A 24,184-nucleotide genomic window follows, 5' to 3' on the forward strand; every position below is an offset into this window, starting at 1 on the left:
TAAATGGTTATGACTTTTTGTAACAACGTCAGCTTGCATTCACGAAGTTGAGTTAAACAGACTCTTTAAACGTTGATTGGGATAAAACAAAATTAAAGGCATCAATATTGATGCCCTTAATTTTAATACGCGGTAAATGTTTGAACAAAATTTAGAAGTTTTTACCCACAAATAAATAAAATGATTTATCACCTAGATCGGAAACACCAAAGCCTAAAGCCGCAGGTCCCATGGAGGTATCGGTACCAAAATAAATACTTGAGGCATAAATTAAATCAGTGAGAGACACATCACTGCGGACATCCCACACATTACCCGACTCTAAACTCCAACCTAAATACAGAGGATAATCTGTCATGCCAAGCACATCACGCCCCAAATCATATTGATATACAAAAGCACCAAATACTTTATGTGCACCCATCAAAGAATCTTTATGGTAACCCGATAGATTTAAAAAACCACCGAGCTCAGACAAATGCAAGGTACTGAAATCATCGTTAATGGTCGCGAATGAGGCTTTACCCACAAAGGCATGATTACCCACACTTAACGCGCCTTTCCAATCAGCTTCAATTTGCACACTGTAGCCATTTTTGCCATCGTCGAGAAGATAATCAAGATCTTCATTACGCACATAAACGTTTAAGGTCACACGGTTTCCCGATGTTGGAAAACTAATACTATCTAGACTATCGTAACCAAATTTAAAATAAGCGCCGTAGGAGCTAAAATCTAAGTCCTCGGTTAACCAAGCATCATTAACGATAGCGCCTTTTTCTGCGACAACGCCTAACTCAATACGCCCTTGCAGGGTGTAGTTGTAACCGATCCCAGACTCAACACTATGCGTTTGTTTATCTAACACTAAGACACGACTATTATTATCGTAGAGATCCCAGTTTTTATTTTCATATTGGTAACGCGCACGCGTGTAAAATTGCTGATCTCTGTCTAAGGGTTGGTAGAATTCAGTTGCAAATAACTTTTCAAAACCGAGTTTAACTTCGTTGCGCCACTCGCCGCCATTAAAGGTCAAGTCAGTCATGGTATAAGCCATATCGAAACTGATGGCAGATTCGGAGTTAAAATCATCTTCCCAATTAAAGCCTAGCTGAAAATAATTTGGCCCCCACGACTTAGCCTTAGTCGTTACCGTTAGTATGCGGCCCTCCTCACCTTGGGCAAACTCAGCATCAACACGCTCAAATTTATTGATAGAGTAAATACGTTTTAGTGCCTCATTGAGCTCTTCTTTAGTAACTGATTGCCCTTCTTGCAGATTTAATGCTTCTTTTAACAGGTTTAAACTCACCTTGGACTGGTTATCAAAAACAATTTCATCAATAGGATGGCTGACATCAGCCATTAAGGTTTTACCTTTGGCTCTTTTCGCCTCGACGTAGGCGGCATAATCTTCAGCGCTTATGCTCATAGCACTCAACTTATTCAGCTGATTATTAGCGGCGTCTTTCCCAAGGGTTAATGCTAACGGCATGATAGTGAAATCTGTGGTACTTAAAGCATCAATAGCGGGCCTAATCAATACATCTTTTTCTGTCAGTAACTGCTTTTGCCTTGCCGTACTCGCGTTGGTCAAAAAGTTAGAGAGTTGGTCTAACACAGCGATGGTACTGTCTAATTTATCTTGTTTCACTAAAGGTGAGCCAATGTCCACCGCAATAATAATATCAGCCCCCATTGCCTTAACGACGTCGACGGGCATATTGTTAGCAATACCTCCATCGACTAATAACTGTCCGTCGATGAGTGTAGGCTGAAGCGCACCCGGCACAGTTGCAGAGGCTTGCATGGCGTTCACCATACTACCGTGACTTAACACTACAGGTAAGCTGGTTTCTAAGTCGGTTGCTACGGCACGATAGGGAATCGCCAAATCATCAAAATTGCCAAATTGCTGCACTAAATCGGTAGACTGACGTAACAGCTGCGACATACTCTGGCCACGCAGTACCCCACTAGGGGCTCTCACCGCACCGTCGTTATAACCAATATTTAGCGGAATGTTATAACGATCGCGTAACTGCTTATCCCGATAGGTCAAAATATTGCGAGGGATTGTATCCGAATAGCCACTGTCCCAATCGAGGCCCATCATGATTTCTTCTACTTCACTAGCGCTGTATCCAAGAGAATACAGGCCTGCGACATAGGCGCCGATGCTGGTTCCGGCAATATAATCAACGGGAATGTTGTGTTCTTCTAATACTTTGAGCACACCCACGTGGGCAGCCCCTTTGGCGCCACCGCCACTAAGAACCACCCCGATTTTAGGCCGCTCGGCCGCGATTAAAGCCGTGGTCAACAAACACAAAAAACAACAAATGAATAATTGGCGCATCATAGTGAGGCTACTTTTTATAGGATGAAAATCTGAATGATATTAACAAACTTATCGATTTAACCGTCAATCATATTTGATTTAACCGGCGCTGGTAAGACTTTGCAACCTGACTCAATCCCCTTATCGAGCATCTGTAATTCAAAGGCGAGTGATTTGTGATGAAACGCCAGTATTGCGTCACCATAGAACTCAGCCCTCTAACCTAGTAGGTTCTACTGAGATAACCTAGTGCTTGATCTGTAAATAATCTTCAAAATCTTTTTTGCACATAGGCTTAGCAAAATAATATCCTTGAATAATATAACAACCACGGCTAAAAACCTGCTCCAGCTGTTCAATGGTTTCAATCCCTTCGGCAACCACATTAAGTTTCAGGTTGCGTGCCAGTTCAATGATACTGCTCACAATCGCTTGATCAGCGGCATTAGTAGCGATATCAATCAAGAAAGAACGGTCTATCTTGAGCGTATTCACTTCAAAATGGCGTAAATAAGCGAGAGAGGAATAGCCGGTTCCAAAGTCATCAATGGCAACCTCAATACCTAAAGATGTTAACTTCGTTAAGTGATTTTTAGCGACTTGCAGTTCCTTCATCAATACGCCTTCGGTAATTTCTAACCCCAAAAATGCAGCTGGCATATGTGTTTCTAATAAAACCTGTTGAACGCCTTCAATAAAATCGACTTGGCGAAAATGTATCGCTGAAATATTTACCGATAGCTTAAACGGCTCAGAGTAGGATTTAGCCCAAATTGCGCCTTGTATACAGGCTTGGCGTAGCACCCAGCGATCGATCTCAATAATCAGTCCACAGGCTTCAGCAACCTTGATAAAAATATCTGGTCGAATAAATCCTTGCTGCGGGTGGTTCCAGCGAATTAACGCTTCCATACCGACAAATTTGTCGTTACGTAAAATATCCACCTGTGGTTGATAATAAAGTTCAAACTCTTCACGCTCTATGGCTTTACGTAAATCGGCCTCTAAGCGTAAATGGTATAAAGCCTGCGCATTACGTTCAGACGAATAATATTTAAAATTACCGCGCCCCTCCTCTTTGGCGTGATACATGGCTAGGTCGGCATTTTTAATAAAGACTTCTGGCTGAACCGCGTCATCGGGCCAAATGCTGATCCCAATACTGGTCGAAATATAAAACTCGCGGCCAAACAAGCTAAACGGAGTGACAATTTGTGCTAATAGCCGCTCTGCAACATGATTAATCTCATCAATACTGTCGGCATTGCGTAATAGAATCACAAACTCATCACCACCAAAACGGCATAATAAGTGTTCACTACTAATGCAGGCTTGTAATCGATTAGCAGCTTCGACTAACAAAGCATCCCCCATGCTATGGCCGTAGGAGTCATTAACATGCTTGAATCTGTCTAAATCTAAAAACAGCAAAGCCAGTTTTTCATCGGTTTGCTGCGCAGTTTGTATTGACTGTATTAGCTTAGTGGTAAATAAAGACCGATTTGGCAATCCCGTGAGCACATCATAATTAGCTAGGCGGCGTAAATCGGCTTCGGTACGTTTACGCTCCGTAATATCAGAAAAAACCACCACATAGTAACTGACTTTATCATTAGCGCTTTGCATCACAGAAACGTTGAGCCATATCGGACATAAGCCATTACGGCCGACCAACTCGCGTTCACCAGTCCAAGAACTGCCTTGCTCTAACAAGAGGTTTATTTCTGCCGATAAATCTGCTCTTTCTTTCAAAAAGTTTGACAAAGGTTGCCCGACTAATTCATCTGGCGTAGCCCCAATAATTTGTTGAGCGGCATAGTTGGCGACTTTAATATTTTCATCTACATCTAAAATCAATACACCTTCTGACGTGTTTTCAAAAGCTTGTGCAAGCAGCTTAACTTCATCTTCGAGCTGACGCTGCACGGTAATATCACTATAAATCCCCGCCACTCGCTCAATCTCATTGGTATGTTTATTGCGAGCAATAGGACGCCCTCTTACCCGCAGCCATCCCCAAGTACCATCTCGACGATAATAACGATATTCAGCCTCAAAACGGTCAATTTCGCCGGCAAGCATATTATCCCACTCGGCAAGCACTTTATCTTTATCCTGCGGATGAACCGGTAATTCATCCCGCGGAACTATAATTTCGGCTCTGTTTTCACCAAACACTGCACTACGATTATCAAGGTGAAAGAATCCGGTCTCTTTACGCCATTCCCATAGATCAGAATCGCTACCTCGAAGTGATTGCCTTAAACGGTCGTCACTGTCTATCAGCGCTTGGTTCATTTGCATAAACACGCGCGTTTGCCTTTGTCGATACCAAGCAACACTTAATAGTGCAGCCGAAAAAAATAATAACAACACCCCTTTAAAGCCCTGCGTTAACCACCAGTGCTGACCAACGTAAAATGAATATAAAAATGGTTTAGTTGACCAAATTCCGTTGACTTGGCTCAATATATCCAGCACATAATCGCCAGCAACTAGCCCTGCGAGGTTTATCTGGGATTCACCTTGTAGCAGGACATATTTTTCTTCTTCACCCTTATAACGTAGCCGATATTTAAGTTGAATTGGCGCAGCATCAAGGTAATCAAGATTGGTGATTTGTAAACTCACCATATTAGCGTCGGGCTTAATAACCATCATAGGTTGAGGCAGCAGCGATACCTCGGTAGCGTTATCGTAGTATACCGAAACCGATTCAAGCATCACCCGATCGTTGTTTGTTCGGTTAGCTAACTTATCAGCATTAAGTCGCATAACCCCTTCTGGGGTACCTAAATAAAACCCCGTGTCAGGTGAGTAAAAATAAGCGCCCTCATTTATCTCGTCGGAGATAAAACCATCGAGTTGATTAAATACACTGACTTTTCCTGTTTTTGTTTCGTGTTGGATCAGTGAGTCGGCGCAGCCAATCAGATCTGCATTAACGGTTTTTTGAATAAAAAATACCGCGCTACAACTGACTCGCCACTCAGAGGTCAAATTATGTAACGGCTTACCTTGCTGATATTCAAATAGTCCATTTTCGTAGGTGCCAAACCACACAGTCCCTGAGGACATTTCTTCGATATGGGTAACCGTTGGTGATGATGCAAAAGAGTTAAATAAGCTACGCTGATTATGAAACTCATTTTGCTCATCAATATAACCAAACACCATTTTGCCACCCAGCCATAATTTACCGTCAGAGGCGCGAAAAATAGTGCGAACAGTCGGCCGCTGTGGTTCAGCCGTCGGGGTGGCTTTATCAATATTAAAAGACTGCGGTGCAGTAAGGCCTGGCTCCCAAAAATAAAGCCCCGCTGCCGTTGTTATCCAAACACGCCCCTTGAGTAATGGGTCGAGATAAGTTTTAAAGACAATTTTATTTTTAAATACATCATCACCCTTAACCCAATCCGAAAAACGCATGCCTTTAAGGGTTAACTCATCAATAACGAACAGCCCTGAAGTCGTGGATAGCAACAAAAGATCATGATTAAAACGGGTAATATGGTAGATATACTCATGGGATTCAAAGCCCTCAATAGGAATATCAATAGCTATTGCATCGTCTTTACCAATAAAAGCTAAATGTGAAGAACCCAACCAAACACCGACATCATCCTTATAAACTGACCACGTCATTGTATCGCTGAGTTTATATGGCGCGGCGGCGGTATAACTATCAAGAATAAAATCTGGCTGCGAGGCAAGTAAGGCTAAGCCATCACCAGAACCTCCCACCCACATCAAACCCGCATCATCAAATAACATGGCCTTAAGTATTTCCATATTGGCCTGCGCTTTTAACTCCTGCTGATAATTCTCCACTCTACGCGTTGTGGGTGACCACTTAACTAAGCCTGCTCGACTGACAAACCAGAGATAACCTTTTGCATCTTCAGTAATCAAACTGCTCCAATCGGGTAATTCAGGTATCGCTGTAATTTGCTGGCTATCGGGCTCAAGTTGGTAAACGCCTCGCCCTGTCGCAACCCAAACTCGCTGCGACGAATCGACCATTATATCGAGAATATTACCCTTCGCTTCATCCCATGGGTATCGGATATCTAATGTGCCATCAGAGTTAAGTCGTTCGAGTTGCAGTTGCCCTGCTAAGAGTATTTTACCGCTTGGCAGCAACTGTAATTTTCGCCATGGTAAATCGCGATTAACGGTTAATTGTGTGAGTAAGGCCAGTTTGGGGTTTGTAGGGGTAAATTCATAAATACTGCCATTGTTGGTTAACAGTAACCAAGTATGCTCATCTTTGCGGGTAGCAGAGATCAGTGCACCACCGTTATAGTCGGCAAATAGATGGGCAGAACCAAAAGCGGTGAAGGTATTTTTAGCAATATCATACAAATAAAGCGCGGACGCGGTGCTTGCTAACAAAAGATCGTGGTCAACATTGACAACTGATGTTACAAAATCATCGGCGATACGGGATTCGTTGCCCACCTTGTCAATGCGCCGCACCTTAGAATTACTGACACGATATAAGCCTTGTTCTGTCGCCACCCACACAAAGCCATAATCATCTAAGGTTAACCCACGGACACTACTTGCCGCTAAACCGTCTTTGTCGGTAAAAACACGCTGCACAAAACTACCCGCCCAAACAGTGTCTAGGCTAGTTAACAATAAGATGAAACATGTCAGAATTATTTTAATTATTTTTTGTGTTTGCATGTGACTACTTACTTCATACCAGAGCCTAACTGTAGCAGTTCAAAAGTTGCAATTCACCAGCTTGTTTACATAACAGCTACATTTTTTACCGAAGCAATAAAAAAGCGCTCCAATGAGCGCTTTTTTAATCTACAGCTAAATTACTTTTTCTTTGCCTTTGGGTTTGGCAAATCAGTAATTGAACCTTCATACATTTCAGCCGCTAAGCCTACTGATTCATGTAATGTGGGGTGTGCGTGAATGGTTAATGCTAAATCTTCAGCATCACAACCCATTTCAATCGCTAGGCCGATTTCGCCTAACAATTCGCCACCGTTAACACCCACAATAGCACCACCGATAACGCGGTGAGTGTCTTTGTCGAAAATCAGCTTAGTCATACCTTCGCTACAATCAGAAGCGATAGCACGGCCACTTGCAGCCCATGGGAAAGTTGCGGTTTCATAAGCAATACCTTGCTCTTTCGCTTCTTTCTCAGTTAAACCAACCCAAGCGACTTCTGGGTCTGTATAAGCAATCGATGGAATAACTTTTGGATCGAAGTAGTGCTTCAAGCCAGAAATCACTTCGGCAGCCACATGGCCTTCGTGCACACCTTTGTGTGCCAACATAGGTTGACCCACGATATCGCCGATAGCATAAATGTGCGGTACGTTAGTACGCAGTTGCTTATCAACCTTGATAAAGCCACGCTCATCAACGTTAACACCTGCTTTTTCAGCATCTAATGACTTACCATTTGGTGAACGACCAATCGCGACTAATACGGCATCGTAACGAACCGCTTCTGCTGGTGCGCTCTTACCTTCCATCGAAACATAAATACCGTCTTCACGGGCTTCTACCGCTGTGACTTTAGTTTCAAGGATCAGGTTGAATTTCTTTTTAATTTGCTTAGTGAATACGCGAACCACGTCTTTATCAGCCGCAGGGATCACTTGGTCGAACATTTCAACCACGTCAATCTGGCTACCTAAAGAAGCGTACACAGTACCCATTTCTAGGCCGATAATACCGCCGCCCATTACTAACAATTTGCCAGGAACTTCTTTCAGTTCTAATGCGTCAGTCGAATCCCAAATACGTGGATCTTCATGGGGAATGAATGGCAGTTTAATTGGACGAGAACCCGCAGCAATAATCGCTTGCTGGAAATGAACCACTTGAGTCGTACCGTCTTCGGCGGTGACTTCTAACGTGTTAGGGCCGGTAAATTTACCAAAACCATTCACGACGTTAACTTTGCGCATTTTGGACATTCCGCCCAAACCGCTCGTTAATTGAGTGATTACTTTTTCTTTAAAGCCACGTAACTTATCTAAATCGATAGTTGGCTCACCAAAAACGATACCATGGGCAGCAACGGCTTTGGCTTCTTCGATGACTTTAGCAACATGCAATAGCGCTTTAGATGGGATACAACCCACGTTAAGGCACACGCCGCCTAAAGTGCTAAAACGTTCAACAATAATAGTTTCCAGACCTAAGTCCGCAGCACGGAAAGCCGCAGAATAACCTGCAGGACCTGCACCTAATACCACTACTTGAGTTTTGATTTCGTTACTCATGTTTTCCTCTAATTCTCATTCAATCCGTTGGAGGAGTTAGCCTACCAACCGAATATGCGCCAGCGCGTAAGGTGGGCGCATTTTAACCTGTGTTTGATACTGATCACAATAAACAAAAGGCTACTCAAGATGAGTAGCCTTATATGTTTACAGCACCAATGTGCGAATATCGGACAGAATTCCTGACAGCGTCACGCTAAAGCGTGCAGCCATTGCACCATCGATCACTCGGTGATCGTATGATAGCGACAGTGGCAGCATCAATTTAGGCTCGAAATCTTTACCATTCCACTTAGGCTTAATTTCAGACTTAGACACACCTAAAATCGCCACGTCTGGGTAATTTACGATAGGCGTAAACGCCGTACCGCCAATGCCACCTAAACTCGAAATAGTGAAACAGCTACCTTGCATATCAGCAGATTTCAGCTTGCCATCACGGGCGCGGATAGAGATATCAGCCAGTTCACGAGATAACTCGATAACACCTTTTTTATCCACATCACGCACAACAGGCACAACCAAACCGTTTGGCGTATCAACCGCCACACCGATGTGGAAATACTTCTTCATCACCAGTGATTCGCCATCGGCACTTAAGCTCGAGTTGAATACCGGGAACTGTTGCAACGTCTTCGCTACCGCTTTGAGCATAAATACTAAAGGCGTGATCTTGTAATCGGCCTTTTTCTTCGCTGCGACATCATTTTGCTGCTTACGGAACTCTTCCATTTCAGTGATATCAGCTTCATCGAACTGCGTCACATGTGGGATCGTTACCCAGTTGCGGTGTAAGTTAGGGCCAGAAATCTTCTGGATACGGCTTAATGGAACTTCTTCCACTGCACCAAACTTACTGAAATCAACTTTAGGTGCCGCAATCACTTGCAAGCCACCGTTACCTGAGCCAACAGAGGTTGCCGCATTAGCTTTAGGACGCGACAGTTCGTATTTCACATACGCCTGCACATCTTCTTTCATGATGCGACCTTTACGGCCAGAACCCGTCACTTGGGTTAAATCAACACCAAACTCACGGGCTAAACGGCGCACTGCAGGTGATGCATGTACCGCACCTGTAGATATTGGCGTACCCGCACTTGGGTGATGTGGCACCGGTGGACGGCTCATCGGCGTCGGTGCAACTTGTGCAACTGGCGCAGCAGCTTGCTGTGCTGGAGCGGCTTGTACTACTGGCGCCGCGCCTTTAGTAACAGTTTCAATAGTGGCAATTAAGCTACCTTGCGATACTTTATCGCCCACTTTAACAGTCAAAGACAGCAGTTTACCGGCGAACGGCGCTGGCACTTCCATGGTGGCTTTGTCAGTTTCAAGCGTGATAAGACCTTGGTCAACGGTGATTTCATCACCGACAGATACCAGCACTTCGATAATATCGACATCGCTAGCATCGCCAATATCAGGCACATGGATTTCTTTCACTTCAACGACGTCGCTAGCAGGCGCCGCTGCTGGCGCTGGCGTAACCGCTGCTGCAGGTGCTGCCTGAGAGGCTGTAGTTGATTGCGCTTTTGCAGGTGTGGCAGCTGGAGCTGCACCGCCCACTTCAAGCATAATCACCAATGAACCCTGCGACACTTTATCGCCCACGGCCACTTTAACGTCTTTAACCACACCCGCGAAAGGTGAAGGTACGTCCATGGTCGCTTTATCGGTTTCAAGGGTTATCAAACCAGTATCAACGTCAATCTTGTCGCCAACGGCCACCAGCACTTCGATAACTGATACATCGGTGTCACCACCGATATCAGGCACAGTCACTTCAACAACTTTTGTTTCAGTCGCTTGCGTTGGCGTTGCGACTGGAGCCGCTTGAACCGGCGCCGCAGCTGGCGCTGCTTGAGCAGGTGCCGCTTGAGCAACCGGTGCAGGAGCAGCTTGCGCCGCGCCCGCTGCTTGCATCATAGCAATCAAAGTACCTTCAGAGACTTTATCGCCTACAGCCACTTTCAACTCGGTTAACACGCCAGCAAAAGGCGCTGGAATATCCATAGTCGCTTTATCGCTTTCAACGGTAATAATCGACTCTTCCGCCTCAAGGGTATCACCCACAGCAGCACAGATTTCGATAACCTGTACTTCATCACCGCCGATATCAGGAACAAAAACTTCTTTTAATTCAGCCATTTTTATTACCTCTTACGCGTACTGTGGATTGATCTTGTCAGCATTAATACCATATTCTTTAATGGCTTTTGCTAACACATCAACAGGCAGTTCTTTACGATCAACCAGTGATTTCAGTGCCGCGATAACGATGAACTTAGCATCAACTTCAAAGTGGTGACGTAAGTTTTCGCGGCTATCGCTGCGACCAAAACCGTCAGTACCTAACACTTTGTAATCGGTTGGCATGTAAGCACGTAATTGTTCGCCGTAAATCTTCATATAGTCAGTAGCAGTAATGGCAGGCGAATCGCTTGAAATCACTTGGCTGATATAGGCTTGTTTTGGCGTTTGCGTTGGGTGCAGCATGTTCCAGCGTTCAACCGCTTGACCATCACGGGCCAGTTCGTTAAAGCTCGTTACGCTAAATACGTCGGCAGTGATACCAAAGTCTTTCGCCAGTGCTTGCGCCGCTTTACGGGTTTGTTCCAAAATGGTGCCACAGCTCAATAACTGCACCTTGCCCTTACCTGAACCTGCAACGGTTTCTAACTTGTAGATACCTTTGACTATGCCCTCTTCCGCGCCTGCTGGCATGGCTGGTTGCTCATAGTTTTCGTTCATTGTGGTCAAGTAATAGAAGATATCTTCTTGATTTTCACCGTACATACGACGAATACCATCTTGCACCACCACGGCGATTTCGTAACCGTAAGTTGGGTCGTAAGTAATACAGTTAGGGATAGTGTTCGCCAATACATGGCTGTGACCATCTTGATGCTGTAATCCTTCGCCGTTTAGCGTAGTACGGCCAGACGTTCCGCCCACTAAGAAACCACGAGCACGGATATCACCTGCCGCCCATGCCATGTCGCCAATACGCTGGAAACCAAACATAGAGTAGTAGATATAGAACGGGATCATCGGCACATCGTTAACCGAATAACTGGTCGCTGCCGATACCCATGATGACATTGCACCCAGCTCGTTAATGCCTTCTTGCAACACTTGACCGGTTTTATCTTCGCGGTAGTAAGCCACTTGGTCAGAATCTTGCGGTACGTATTTTTGGCCTTCGTGAGCATAAATACCCACTTGGCGGAACAAACCTTCCATACCAAAAGTACGTGCTTCATCAGGAATAATTGGCACAATCTTCTTGCCAATTTTCTTATCTTTCAGCAGCGCAGTCAGCACACGGACAAATGCCATCGTCGATGAAATTTCACGGCCATTTGAGCCCTGTAAAATTGAATCGAAAATTTTCAATGATGGGATTTCTAACTCTTCAGTAAACTTTTGACGACGTTGTGGCACGCTACCATGCAGCGCTTCACGACGGCTCATCATGTATTTTACTTCTTCAGAATCAGGACCCGGATGATAGAAAGGTAAGTCTTCTAACTGATCATCTGGAATAGGGATATTGAAACGGTCGCGGAAGTAGCGAATTGATTCAGCGCCCATTTTCTTGACGTTGTGAGCAATGTTCTTACCTTCACCCGCATCACCTAAGCCATAACCTTTAACAGTTTTAGCTAGGATAACCGTTGGGCGACCCTTCGTTTTTTGTGCATGTTCTAAAGCGGCATACACTTTAACAGGATCATGGCCACCACGGTTTAAGCGCCAAATGTCATCATCTGACATATTAACAACCATTTCAGCGGTTTCTGGGTACTTACCAAAGAAGTGTTCGCGAGTATAAGCGCCACCTTTGGCTTTACAGTTTTGGTATTCACCGTCAACGGTTTCTTCCATCAACTGTAATAATTTACCGCTGGTGTCACGGGCCAATAATGGATCCCAGTAACGGCCCCAAATAACTTTAACAACTTCCCAGCCTGCGCCGCGGAATTCGCCTTCAAGTTCTTGAATAATTTTACCGTTACCACGCACAGGGCCATCAAGACGCTGTAAGTTACAGTTAACAATAAAGACTAAGTTATCTAATTCTTCGCGGGCAGCTAAACTAATTGCGCCTAAGGCTTCTGGTTCGTCACACTCACCATCACCTAAGAAACAGTAAACCGTTTGTGCTGAGCAATCTTTAATACCACGGTCAGTCAGGTACTTTAAGAAACGCGCCTGATAAATCGCTTGAATTGGTCCTAAACCCATAGAAACCGTTGGGAACTGCCAATAGCTCGGCATCAGTTTAGGATGCGGGTATGAAGATAACCCTTTACCATCAACTTCTTGACGGAAGTTAGCCAGTTGCTCTTCCGTTAAACGACCTTCTAAGAATGAACGAGCATAAATACCAGGGGCAATATGGCCTTGGAAATACACTAAATCGCCACCGTCTTTTTCATTTGGTGCACGGAAAAAGTGGTTAAAGCAGACGTCATAAATGGTTGCGCTAGATGAGAAGCTCGCGATATGTCCACCAAGTTCTAAATCTTTCTTAGAACCACGCAGTACCATAGCTAACGCGTTCCAACGGATGATAGCGCGAATGCGACGTTCCATCTCTTGGTTGCCGGGCATATGCGGCTCTTGACCCGCTGGGATGGTGTTTAAATAAGCCGTCGTCGCTGTGTAAGGTAAGTGTGTACCATTACGGCGCGCTTTATCGATCAGCTTTTCAAGTAAAAAATGTGCGCGCTCAGGACCTTCTTGTTCCAATACGGCTTGCAGGGCATCAACCCATTCCTGAGTCTCTAGTGGATCTACGTCTTGTAGCATATCTTCAGACATGACACTGTCCTTCTCTATATACATGATAATGAATGGTGTTTGCGGCATATTCCGATTTAGCGAAGGGCTAAATCACAGGAACTTAAGCGCCACTTTTTAAGCGGCGCAAGCTTCGCTGCAACCGGCTATCTTCTTCCCGCACAGATAACATCACCTCTTCGATATAACTTAAATGTTCGTTCGAGGCTTCTCTGGCGGCTTCGGGATCACGACGAACGATGGCAGCGAGCAAAGCCCGTCTGTGTTCGTTAGCCTTGGTAGAAGCTTCTTCGCGGCGGCTTAAAAGCTCCAGGTTTTGCGCCACATTTTGATGCAGCACAGGGGTTAAACTAAGAACAAGATGTAACATAGCCACGTTATGCGAGCCTTCGGCAACCGCACGATAAAAATGCACAATGGCGGCAGCTTGTGTTTCGATATCGGTGGACGCTTCCACCTCGAGGATCATACGTTTGATATTTTGCATATCAGCGTCAGTACCGCGCAACGCTGCATAATACGCCATCATGCCTTCGGTAGCATGACGGAACTCCAGCAAGTCATATTGACTCTCTGTGTCAGAATTCATAAGTTCAACAATGGGATCGGCAAGGCTCTGCCAGAGTTGCTCTTTAACATAAGTGCCACCGCCTTGGCGGCGCATTAATAGCCCTTTGGCCTCAAGCTTTTGAATCGCTTCACGCAAAGAAGGCCGAGAAACTTCAAACTGAATTGACAGCTCGCGTTCTGGCGGTAACTTCTGACCAGGCTGTAAACTGCCCTCAAGGATCATTCGCTCTAATTGCGCCATGATCACATCAGAAATCTTTGGCTGACTAATTTTACTATATGCCATCACGCGCTCTGCTCCGCTGTAAATTGGTCTTACCAATTTTTTTGAGTGAGCGCACTTTATCAAATCGCTGTTTTGATGTCCAGATTGAAATTAGTTGCTACAAATCGATCTAGATCATTAAGGCTCACGCTGAAACAGCATAGCCGAAAAAAAGTTTTATGGGGTCAGACCATTTGACAGAACCGCTGCAATATTGGCGCTGATGATCACTTTAAGCTAACGCGGCAATGACTAAAAACAAATCTAAGGTTTAAACCTGAATGTAAGGCACTCAGGTTTAAACGCATCACAGCATAAAACATCAAGGTTAAACCGCAATACTGCTTTAGTTCACTAAACCTAATATCGTCAGTAACGCCAGTATTGCCACAATAAGTGTAAAGTTACGTTTACTCAGTACTAATAACGCTAAGGTCGACTGTACACATATAGGTGCAGTTGCGACTTCTGGCAACGGTTGCGCCGCTAATGCTGTTTCAGTAACCACAGTACGGGCACTGCTATTTAAGCTCAAACTATAACGGCGCCATGCGGTTAAGCCTTCGCTAAATTGGCCACTTAACGCATAACCAAAGGCAAAAATACGGCTGGGTAACCAATCCAGTAAAGTAATCACCTGATTAACTAAAGGCAGTTCAAGGGATTTACGCGCACTTTCCTCAGCATAAAAGCGCACCGTGCAATAAAGCATTGCACCTACTGGGCCAAAAAAAATAAAAAACAGCGCGACGGCGCCATAATAACGATAGTTAGTCCAAGCCACACTCTGGCCAACTTTAAGGCCAAGCTGGCTCTCCGACACCGCATCTAAACACTCACTGCAATCGAGCTCTGCCGCATAATGGTAGCAAGCCTGAACATCGGAGCGGCAAGCCGCCTGCATGTACTTTTTAAAAATATCACGCTGTTTTTGATGGTTAAAACAAATAGCCGCCACTAAAATCCATAAGGCTAAACTCAATAGTCCCCAAAACATCCCCGCCGCTAACCAGCTTAAAATATAGATAAGCAAAGCGGGCAACACTAACGCCAACGCCATCATCGGCTTTGTTAGTGATGCCTTATCCCCAAAAAAAGTCGCTTGGTAAGATTGCAATAATCGGTCGCATTGCCACGATGCAGGCAAAAATTTAAGTCGCTCCACAAAAATAGCGACCAAGAGTGAAAATAATGCCATGGGCTGTCCCTCTATAATTTGTCCATAAATAACTTAGGTTTGTGGGAAATATTCTAAGGTTTAGCGGCTAAAAATAACCTAAGAGCGCATGGTCTCAGTATATTCTTTTAGCTTGCTTAAATACCTCTCCCACACAAAACTTTGTCCCGGATCCGTTTTACGTATTGGCGCAATATCACAATGCCCCACAATACGATCGATGGTTAATAATGGATACTCAAGCAATAATGCCTGTGTTAGTTCGATAAGCGACTGATATTGTTCGTCAGTATAAGGCACCGTATCGGTGCCCTCTAACTCAATACCTATCGAAAAATCATTACAGTTATCCCGTTCACCATAGCGCGATAAACCCGCATGCCAAGCCCTGTCGTCACAACTCACATATTGCACGCACTCGCCATTACGGCGAATTAAAAAGTGCGCCGAAACCTGTAACCCCTGCAGCGGTGCAAAACTCACATCGGCATTGATATCTAAACAGCCTTGAAATAATTGATCAATATAAGGTAAGCCAAAGCAACCTGCGGGCAAGCTAATATTGTGGATCACCAGTAAACTCACTTCAGCCAAGGGGCGTTGATTAAAATGCGGCGACTCAAAGCGCACTGCCCCATCACACCAACCTGAATCAAACTGCATATCTGCTTATCCTCTGCATCGCACTATTAAACAGGGTTACTCTACCAGCATTCATCCGCGCAAAGAACAAACACGCGATATACAGAGCAATGAAAACACTGCAAAAAAGTACACTTATCAATACTACACCCTCAGCATAAGCGTCGCCGCCACAATTTAAGTACAAACCGGCAATGTGTTCCGCGAGGCCCTAGGCCGTGGTAATCTTAAGACAAAATATACATAGGCAGTCATGTAAGGATCCCACTCATGTTAGAAAATGATATTCGTCACGCAGTCAAATCCGCCTTAAATGAAGACTTAGGCGGCACCGAAATCAACGACCAGACTAAAGCCATTGCCTATGGTGATATTGCCGCGTTATTAATTCCTGCGGATAAACATGCCCAAGCCATGCTAATCACCCGTGAAGAAGGCGTTTTTTGTGGTAAAGCCTGGGCAGAGCAAGTGTTTAACCAACTGGGCGGCGAAGTCGCATTACATTGGCATGTCGATGATGGCGATTTGGTGTTACCTAACCAGCTGTTGTGCGAACTCTCAGGCCCTGCGCGCATTATTCTCACCGGCGAGCGCACCGCAATGAACTTTATCCAAACCTTATCTGGCGTGGCCACCTTAACCAAACATTATGTTGATAAGTTGGCTGGCACTCACACACGGTTATTAGATACGCGCAAAACCATTCCAGGCCTGCGCACCGCGCAAAAATATGCCGTCACCTGCGGCGGCGGTAAAAACCACAGAATGGGTTTATATGATGCTTTTTTAATTAAAGAAAACCACATCATGGCCTGTGGCAGTATTCGCCAAGCGGTAGACACCGCCCGCAGCTTATACCCCAATAAACCCGTTGAGGTGGAGGTCGAATCCCTCAACGAACTCGACTTAGCACTCAGTGCAGGCACTGATATCATCATGTTAGATAACTTTGACGTGACTATGATGCTCGAGGCCGTTGACATGAATAATCAATACAAAGCCAAAGGCCACGGCGCTTTGCTTGAAGTATCTGGTAATGTCACGCTAGACACCTTAGCCGAGTTTGCCAAAACTGGAGTGGATTACATTTCCGTTGGCGCGCTCACCAAACATGTACGCGCCTTAGACCTATCGATGAGATTAAAAGCCTAAACTCTATCAATGAGGTTAAAAGCCTAAATTTTCCGATAATCGGATTTATTCAAGCAAAACAATCATTGTTAAGTTTTTGTTATGAATTAATGGCTAAACATCGAGCGCTTTTACGTAAAAGCGATGCAAAAGCATAATTCATTAACGCTTTATACTTAATAGTTGTTTCATTTAATGTAACTTTGTACTAACTTTCACAAAGGTGGACAGACCATTAAGTCAACTCCATCTGATGTCAGCACTGGAATGTCATTTCAATAGCCAATACGTATACGTTGTGACGCAGCGGCCATTCCAGAACAGCGGTGCACTGTTAAATGTTGCAAGGATTAAAATAAGTTATACAAATGGATTTGTTAACATAAACAGTAACAAAGTTTGACAAGGTTAAGCCTTTATGGTGTAACACAATAGTCGTGTTTAATACCGTATTCAACAAAGGGTTACTAGCGAGTGCGTATCATAGGGTCAGCATATGAACCACAACCAATAGTGACTACACATTAGTGAGTGGAGAGAAAAATGAAAGCGATGAATTTAAGTAAAAAAGCCCAGGGTTTTACCCTAATTGAATTAATGATCGTTGTCGCCATTATCGGTATTTTGGCAGCAATCGCATTGCCTGCTTATCAGAACTACACAAAGAACTCACGTTTCTCAGAAGTAACAACTGCTGTTGGAGCCTTGAGAACGGCTGTTACTGTTTGTGCACAAGCTGGAGGCACTGCATGTGCAACTCCAGGATCTGACGGCATTCCTGCCAACATTACAGCTGCAACAACTAATCTAGCATCACTTGCATTAACAGGTTCTAATGCTGCACCTGTTATTACTGGCACTGGTACTACAGCTGCAGGTGGATATACATATGTAATGACTGGTGCTAATAATGCAGGAGTTATCACATGGACACCTACAGGAACCTGTATTGCTGCTGGAGCATGTAAATCGTAAACACTTAATTGATGAGGCGGTTGATCCGCCTCTGTCCATTAACAATAAAATAATTGGTTCAAACTAATGCCAACAACTGGCCTCCATCTCGGTTTATCCACCCTATTTATCCGTAAAGGCCTGCTAACTGAAGAGCAGATGGCCAGTGCCATCACTAAATCCCGCCAAAACAAACATGCACTGGTGAGCACCTTAGTACAAAGTAAACTCATCTCCGCCCGTGCGATTGCCGAACTGTGTTACGAGGAATACGGCACGCCGCTACTGGATTTAAATGAATTTGATTTAGGCTCCATCCCCGAAGAGTTCCTCAATAAAAAACTAATCGAAAAACATCGCTGTCTGCCATTATTTAAACGCGGTAATCGCCTTTACATTGGCACTTCTGACCCCACCAATATCGCAGCCCTAGAGGACTTTCAATTTAGTGCCGGCCTGCACGCCGAAGCGATTCTAGTAGAAGAAGATAAGCTAGCGAAAGCGTTAGAGAAAATCCTCGAAGAAGATATCAGCGGCCTTGATTTAGGTGGTATGGATGAAGCAGCGCTTGCTGCAATAGAAATTACCGATACTAACAATCGCCGCGATGAGCCCACAGGCGAAGCCAGTGATGACGCGCCGATTGTGATTTATATTAATAAAATTTTAACCGATGCGATTCGTAAAGGTGCGTCGGATTTACACTTTGAACCCTATGAAAAGCGTTATCGCATTCGTTTTCGTATTGACGGCATATTGCATGAAGTATCAGAGCCGCCCATTAGTTTAGCGGGACGTTTATCTGCCCGTTTAAAGGTGATGTCAAAGCTTGATATTGCCGAGCGCCGCGTGCCGCAAGATGGCCGCATTAAAATGAAACTGTCGCGCACTAAGTCTATCGACTTTCGGGTCAGCACTTTGCCAACCCTGTGGGGCGAAAAAATTGTAATGCGGATTTTAGACTCCTCCTCCGCACAATTAGGCATCGAAAAACTCGGCTACGAGCCCGACCAAGAAAAGCTCTACCTTGAAATGCTGGCAAAACCCCAAGGGATGATTTTAGTCACAGGCCCAACGGGTTCCGGTAAAACGGTATCACTCTATACTGGGTTAAATATTCTCAATACCGAAGAGCGCAATATTTCGACCGCTGAAGATCCGGTTGAAATTAACCTTGAAGGCGTTAACCAAGTTCATATTAACCTAAAAGCAGGGCTGACCTTTGCCTCGGCGCTACGCTCATTTTTACGCCAAGACCCTGATGTAGTAATGGTCGGTGAAATTCGCGACTTAGAAACCGCCGAAATTGCCATTAAGGCAGCGCAAACAGGCCACTTAGTATTATCCACCTTGCACACGAACTCGGCCGCTGAAACCTTAACCCGTTTAATCAACATGGGCGTACCCGGATATAACATCGCCAGTTCAGTGAATTTGATTATTGCCCAGCGCCTTGCCCGCCGTCTCTGCCCCGAATGCAAACAAGCTGAAGTTGTCCCAGAGCATGAATTACAACGTTTAGGCTTTAGCCAAGCGCTGATTACCCAAGGCTTTACCACCTTTAAACCTGTGGGCTGTGAGCATTGCTCTGGCGGCTATAAAGGCCGAGTCGGTATTTACGAAGTGATGAAAATGTCCGATGAAATAGCCCGCACGATAATGGAGGGCGGTAACTCCTTACAAATTGCCACCCAAGCTAAGGCGCAAGGCATGCGGGATTTACGCCAATCAGGATTATTAAAAGTGATCCACGGCGTCACCAGTATTGCCGAGGTCAACCGCGTAACCAGTTTTGGCTAAACCATCCTTGCGTGACAATAGTATTAAGTTAACGCTAGATTTTAGTAACGCCTATGTTTCAGCTAATATTAGCCATAATCGATACGTCGCCGGCCTTAACCCACATGCATCATTACTGTTATCAATGTGGTTTGCCGTTAATGGTTATTAACACATTTTATTTTATAGGGATCATTTATGGCAACGGCAACCACGGGCAGAAAGCCTCGTGCTAAAAAATCAGATAAAAATATCCCGCCTAAAATCTATATCTTCGAATGGAAAGGCATTAATCGCGACGGTAAAAGAATATCCGGTGAACTAAAGGGCGCTGTTGCGGCTGAAATTCGCAGCCAGCTTAAATCACAAGGGGTTATCCCTAAAAGCGTACGTAAGCAATCTTCCCCCTTATTTCAATTAGGCAACGCTAACATATCTCCGATGGATATCGCCATGATGACCCGCCAAGTTGCGACTATGCTCGCAGCGGGCGTGCCCTTGGTGACCACCATTGAACTGCTTGGTCGTGGCCATGAAAAAGCCAAAATGCGTGAGCTATTGAGGACTATCCTCACTGAAATCCAATCGGGCATTCCCTTATCCGATGCCCTGCGCCCCCATAGGCGCTACTTTGATGAACTCTATGTTGACTTAGTGGCCGCAGGTGAACACTCAGGCTCATTAGATTTAGTGTTTGATCGCGTAGCGACCTACAAAGAAAAAACCGAAGCACTTAAATCTAAAATTAAAAAAGCCATGTTTTATCCCGCGGCTGTGGTCATAGTAGCTATATTAGTAACCTCGTTATTACTACTTTTTGTAGTACCACAATTTGAGGATATTTTTAAAGGCTTTGGCGCAGAACTGCCAGCCTTTACTCAGCTCATTATTGGTATTTCGCGATGGATGCAGGCCGCTTGGTATATCATATTGGCGGCTGTTGTGTTGGCGATATGGCTATTTGTAAGGGCCCATAGAAACTCACAAATGGTGCGCGATAGAGTCGATGAAATTATTCTTAAAATTCCCGTTATTGGTAATATTTTACATAAAGCGGCCATGGCGCGCTTTGCCCGTACCTTAGCCACTACCTTTGCCGCAGGTGTGCCCCTAATTGATGGTTTAGAATCTGCTGCGGGCGCATCGGGTAATGCGGTTTATCGCAAAGCGATATTAAAAATTCGCCAAGAAGTAATGGCGGGGATGCAGATGAACGTTGCGATGCAAACCACGGGGCTATTCCCCGATATGATGGTGCAAATGGTGATGATCGGTGAAGAATCAGGCTCCTTAGATAACATGCTAAATAAAGTTGCCAACATTTATGAGATGCAAGTTGATGATGCCGTGGATGGTTTATCCAGCTTGATAGAGCCTGTGATGATGGTGGTAATTGGTACACTGGTAGGTGGCTTAATTGTTGGTATGTATCTGCCTATCTTCCAAATGGGAAATATCGTAGGCTAGCGCCTCGCTTTAATTGCAGCAATTTTAATAATAAGAACCGTTAATGAATGAATTTATCTCTCTTTTTAGCCAATCTCTAAACCAGAACCCTTGGCTATTTATTACTTTAAGCTTTATTTTTGCCGCCACCATTGGCAGTTTTTTAAACGTGGTAATCCATCGCTTTCCGGTGATGATGAAGCGCGAATGGCAGCAGGAATGTAACCAGTATTTGCAGGAGTATCACGCCGATATCGTTACGCAAATCGGCATTGATAAACTTAATAAACCTATCGATAGTTTCCCCGATAAATATAATCTGGTTGTGCCAGGCTCGGCCTGCCCTAAGTGTAAAACGGCTATCAAACCTTGGCATAATTTACCCATTTTAGGCTGGCTATTGCTAAAAGGTAAATGCGCAGCTTGCAAAGCGCCAATCTCTGCCCGTTACCCCATTGTTGAGTTAATCACAGGTTTATTGGTAGCAATACTCGCTTGGCATTTTGGCCCAAGCTGGCAATTTGTGTTTGCTAGCATACTCACCTTTGTACTGGTAGCGCTCACGGGGATTGACCTTGATGAGATGCTACTTCCTGACCAAATGACCTTGCCCTTGCTTTGGCTAGGTTTAATTATTAATTTAAATCATACCTTTGCCAGCCCAACCGATGCCATTATTGGCGCAGCGGTAGGTTATTTAAGTTTATGGTCTATTTTTTGGTTATTTAAAATAATCACGGGTAAAGAAGGTATGGGCTACGGCGACTTTAAGTTGTTGGCCGTATTCGGAGCTTGGTTAGGTTGGCAAATGCTGCCGCTGGTGATTTTACTCTCGTCCCTTGTCGGCGCTGTTGTTGGCGTGACTATGATTGTCAGCAAACGCCTCAAGCAAGGAAACCCTATCCCATTTGGCCCTTATATTGCGGCGGCGGGTTGGATAGCACTGCTCTTTGGTCAACAAATTGTTGATTGGTATTTAGGAACCCTATAGAGCGGACTTCGCCCTTCTCGGGTGCTGCAAAAAACGCAGCGGCTAGAAAATGTAGAACGGGCTTTGCCCTTATAAATACTCGCAGGACAAAGTCCTGCCTTAGCAGCGAAGCGCTCTAGCTCCTAGTAGAGATGCGTCCTTCTTGGCTTTTAAGAGAAAGTTATGTCCAAATTTATTGTTGGTTTAACGGGTGGGATTGGTAGCGGTAAAACGACTGTCGCCAATTTATTTGCCGCACAAGGGATTACCTTAGTCGACGCCGATATCGTTGCCCGTGACGTTGTCGCTCAAGGTTCTGTCGGACTTAAAGCGATTGAGGCCCATTTTGGCGCTGAGATATTAACCCCAGAGGGCGATCTCGACCGCGCCAAACTGCGACAACAAATATTTAATCATCCAGACGAACGTGAATGGTTAAACCAATTACTCCATCCGATGATCCGCGCAGAAATGCTCGCTCAAGTCGAAAAAGCCACCTCAGCCTACGTAATTATGGTAGTGCCCTTGCTATTTGAGAATGGGTTAGATAGGTTAGTCAATCGGACTTTAGTGGTGGATATTTCACCTGAGTTACAAGTCAACCGTACTGTAAAACGGGACAATGTTGATGTGTCGCAAGTTAATAACATCATCAATAGTCAGTGTAGTCGTAGCGAAAAGCTCGCTAAAGCCGATGATATTATTGATAATCAGGGAGAGATATCCAGCTTAAAACGACAGGTGCTCGCCTTGCATCAGCATTATTTACAATTATCGGGTAATGATAACGCCTATGACTGAATTAGTTTACGAACAGCCCTTAAACGAGAAAATTCGTAGCTACTTGCGGCTTGAATATCTCGATAAGCAGCTGCAAAGTAACCTAAGCCACGACCACCAACATCGCTGTTTTTATCCGCTGTTTTCCCTGTGTGAATTATCTGAACGCTGTGATTACCGCAATGAAATATTAAAAGACATTGAGCGGCACTTGCTGCAACTCAATAAATGGCAAGAGTTAGACAGCGCCGACCACCAGCAAATTAATATTTATATCAACGCCCTCACCCAAGCTCGCGAACATCTACAAAAACCTGAACGCTTTGGCAGCCAATTAAAACAAGACCGCTTTATCTCGGCACTACGACAACGTTTTGGCATGCCAGGCGCTTGCTGTAATTTCGACCTACCGCAATTACATTTTTGGCTCTCCAAGCCATGGGAAGAAAAACAGCAGGATTATCGCGCTTGGATAGCGCATTTTGAGCCTTTACTCACACCCATAGCACTATTACTGCAATTAACTCGTAGCACCGCCCATTATGACAATGCCATTGCCCATGCAGGCTTTTATCAAGGCGACAGCGCCCAAGCGCTCGCCTTAGTGCGGGTTAAAGTCAATGCAGCCCACGGTTGCTACCCTACGATTAGCGGCCATAAAAACCGTTTTGCCATCCATTTTGTGCAGTTTGAACATCAACGCCACTCTGACCGTTCGATTGATTTCCTACTGGCTACCTGTGCATGAAGCCTTTACACTAACGGCCTGAAAAATATTCGTTTGGATACGCATCATTGCGGTAACCCCAGAGAATAGCCGTAAACCAAGAGAGCCATTATGCCATTAACTGTTAACTGCCCGATTTGTAAAACTGCCGTTGAATGGGTACCACAATCGGCCTTTAAACCCTTTTGTAGCGAACGCTGTAAGCTAATTGATCTCGGCGATTGGGCTTCAGAAAAACATGTTATTCCGGTTAAAGCAGAATTTGATCCCGAGGCATTTGATGAGTTCGATCTCGATGAAGGCGACTTTTTCAAAGAATAATTTGTAGCATGA

The 24,184-nt window shown here is 44.7% G+C and carries 16 protein-coding genes; 8 read left to right on the plus strand and 8 right to left on the minus strand.

Translation table 11 applies throughout. The annotated features are described in order from the left end of the window. Positions 1-151: 151 nt before the first annotated feature. The 8 genes from BW947_RS09160 to ampD all read right to left on the minus strand — a co-directional run bounded on the left by BW947_RS09160 (position 152) and on the right by ampD (position 16,085). Positions 152-2,365: a patatin-like phospholipase family protein gene (locus BW947_RS09160; protein ID WP_076498746.1), complete on the minus strand. Its 2,214-nt coding sequence runs from the start codon at positions 2,363-2,365 to the stop codon at positions 152-154. A gap of 225 nt (positions 2,366-2,590) precedes the next feature. After that, the gene (locus BW947_RS09165) at positions 2,591-7,036 is read right to left on the minus strand and encodes an EAL domain-containing protein (protein ID WP_076498749.1); all 4,446 of its coding nucleotides are present in this window, start codon (positions 7,034-7,036) and stop codon (positions 2,591-2,593) included. 140 nt (positions 7,037-7,176) lie between these two features. Beyond that, complete coding sequence (lpdA, locus tag BW947_RS09170) at positions 7,177-8,604, minus strand: dihydrolipoyl dehydrogenase (protein ID WP_076498752.1); 1,428 nt, start codon at positions 8,602-8,604, stop codon at positions 7,177-7,179. Between the two features lie 147 nt (positions 8,605-8,751). Next, positions 8,752-10,752 carry a pyruvate dehydrogenase complex dihydrolipoyllysine-residue acetyltransferase gene (gene aceF, locus BW947_RS09175; RefSeq protein ID WP_076498755.1) on the minus strand — a complete coding sequence of 667 codons (2,001 nt, stop codon included), beginning with the start codon at positions 10,750-10,752 and terminating at the stop codon, positions 8,752-8,754. 12 nt (positions 10,753-10,764) lie between these two features. Next, on the minus strand, positions 10,765-13,431 hold the full coding sequence (gene aceE / locus BW947_RS09180; protein WP_076498758.1) for a pyruvate dehydrogenase (acetyl-transferring), homodimeric type: 2,667 nt from the start codon (positions 13,429-13,431) through the stop codon (positions 10,765-10,767). Positions 13,432-13,513: 82 nt separating this feature from the next. Beyond that, entirely contained in the window at positions 13,514-14,266 is a 753-nt protein-coding gene (pdhR, locus tag BW947_RS09185) for a pyruvate dehydrogenase complex transcriptional repressor PdhR (protein WP_076498761.1), read from the minus strand. A gap of 325 nt (positions 14,267-14,591) precedes the next feature. Next, positions 14,592-15,443, minus strand: coding sequence for a beta-lactamase regulator AmpE (gene ampE / locus BW947_RS09190; protein WP_076498764.1), 852 nt, complete (start codon positions 15,441-15,443; stop codon positions 14,592-14,594). Positions 15,444-15,521: 78 nt separating this feature from the next. Continuing rightward, entirely contained in the window at positions 15,522-16,085 is a 564-nt protein-coding gene (ampD, locus tag BW947_RS09195; RefSeq protein ID WP_076498768.1) for a 1,6-anhydro-N-acetylmuramyl-L-alanine amidase AmpD, read from the minus strand. A 249-nt stretch (positions 16,086-16,334) separates the two neighbouring features. Between ampD and nadC the strand changes: the two genes are divergently transcribed. The 8 genes from nadC to yacG all read left to right on the plus strand — a co-directional run bounded on the left by nadC (position 16,335) and on the right by yacG (position 24,172). Then, the gene (gene nadC / locus BW947_RS09200; protein ID WP_076498771.1) at positions 16,335-17,216 is read left to right on the plus strand and encodes a carboxylating nicotinate-nucleotide diphosphorylase; all 882 of its coding nucleotides are present in this window, start codon (positions 16,335-16,337) and stop codon (positions 17,214-17,216) included. Positions 17,217-17,738: 522 nt separating this feature from the next. Then, positions 17,739-18,170: a pilin gene (locus BW947_RS19040; RefSeq protein WP_076498774.1), complete on the plus strand. Its 432-nt coding sequence runs from the start codon at positions 17,739-17,741 to the stop codon at positions 18,168-18,170. A 66-nt stretch (positions 18,171-18,236) separates the two neighbouring features. Next, complete coding sequence (gene pilB / locus BW947_RS09210; protein ID WP_076498777.1) at positions 18,237-19,949, plus strand: type IV-A pilus assembly ATPase PilB; 1,713 nt, start codon at positions 18,237-18,239, stop codon at positions 19,947-19,949. Positions 19,950-20,126: 177 nt separating this feature from the next. Continuing rightward, positions 20,127-21,395, plus strand: coding sequence for a type II secretion system F family protein (locus BW947_RS09215; protein WP_076498780.1), 1,269 nt, complete (start codon positions 20,127-20,129; stop codon positions 21,393-21,395). Between the two features lie 43 nt (positions 21,396-21,438). Further along, the gene (locus BW947_RS09220; RefSeq protein WP_076498783.1) at positions 21,439-22,365 is read left to right on the plus strand and encodes a prepilin peptidase; all 927 of its coding nucleotides are present in this window, start codon (positions 21,439-21,441) and stop codon (positions 22,363-22,365) included. A gap of 162 nt (positions 22,366-22,527) precedes the next feature. After that, the gene (coaE, locus tag BW947_RS09225; RefSeq protein ID WP_076498786.1) at positions 22,528-23,145 is read left to right on the plus strand and encodes a dephospho-CoA kinase; all 618 of its coding nucleotides are present in this window, start codon (positions 22,528-22,530) and stop codon (positions 23,143-23,145) included. Further along, complete coding sequence (gene zapD, locus BW947_RS09230) at positions 23,138-23,872, plus strand: cell division protein ZapD (protein WP_076498788.1); 735 nt, start codon at positions 23,138-23,140, stop codon at positions 23,870-23,872. The genes coaE and zapD overlap by 8 nt, the downstream gene beginning before the upstream one ends. A gap of 90 nt (positions 23,873-23,962) precedes the next feature. Then, positions 23,963-24,172, plus strand: coding sequence for a DNA gyrase inhibitor YacG (yacG, locus tag BW947_RS09235; protein WP_076498791.1), 210 nt, complete (start codon positions 23,963-23,965; stop codon positions 24,170-24,172). Positions 24,173-24,184: the final 12 nt, after the last annotated feature.

Source organism: Shewanella morhuae, from assembly GCF_900156405.1.
Lineage (GTDB): Bacteria > Pseudomonadota > Gammaproteobacteria > Enterobacterales > Shewanellaceae > Shewanella > Shewanella morhuae.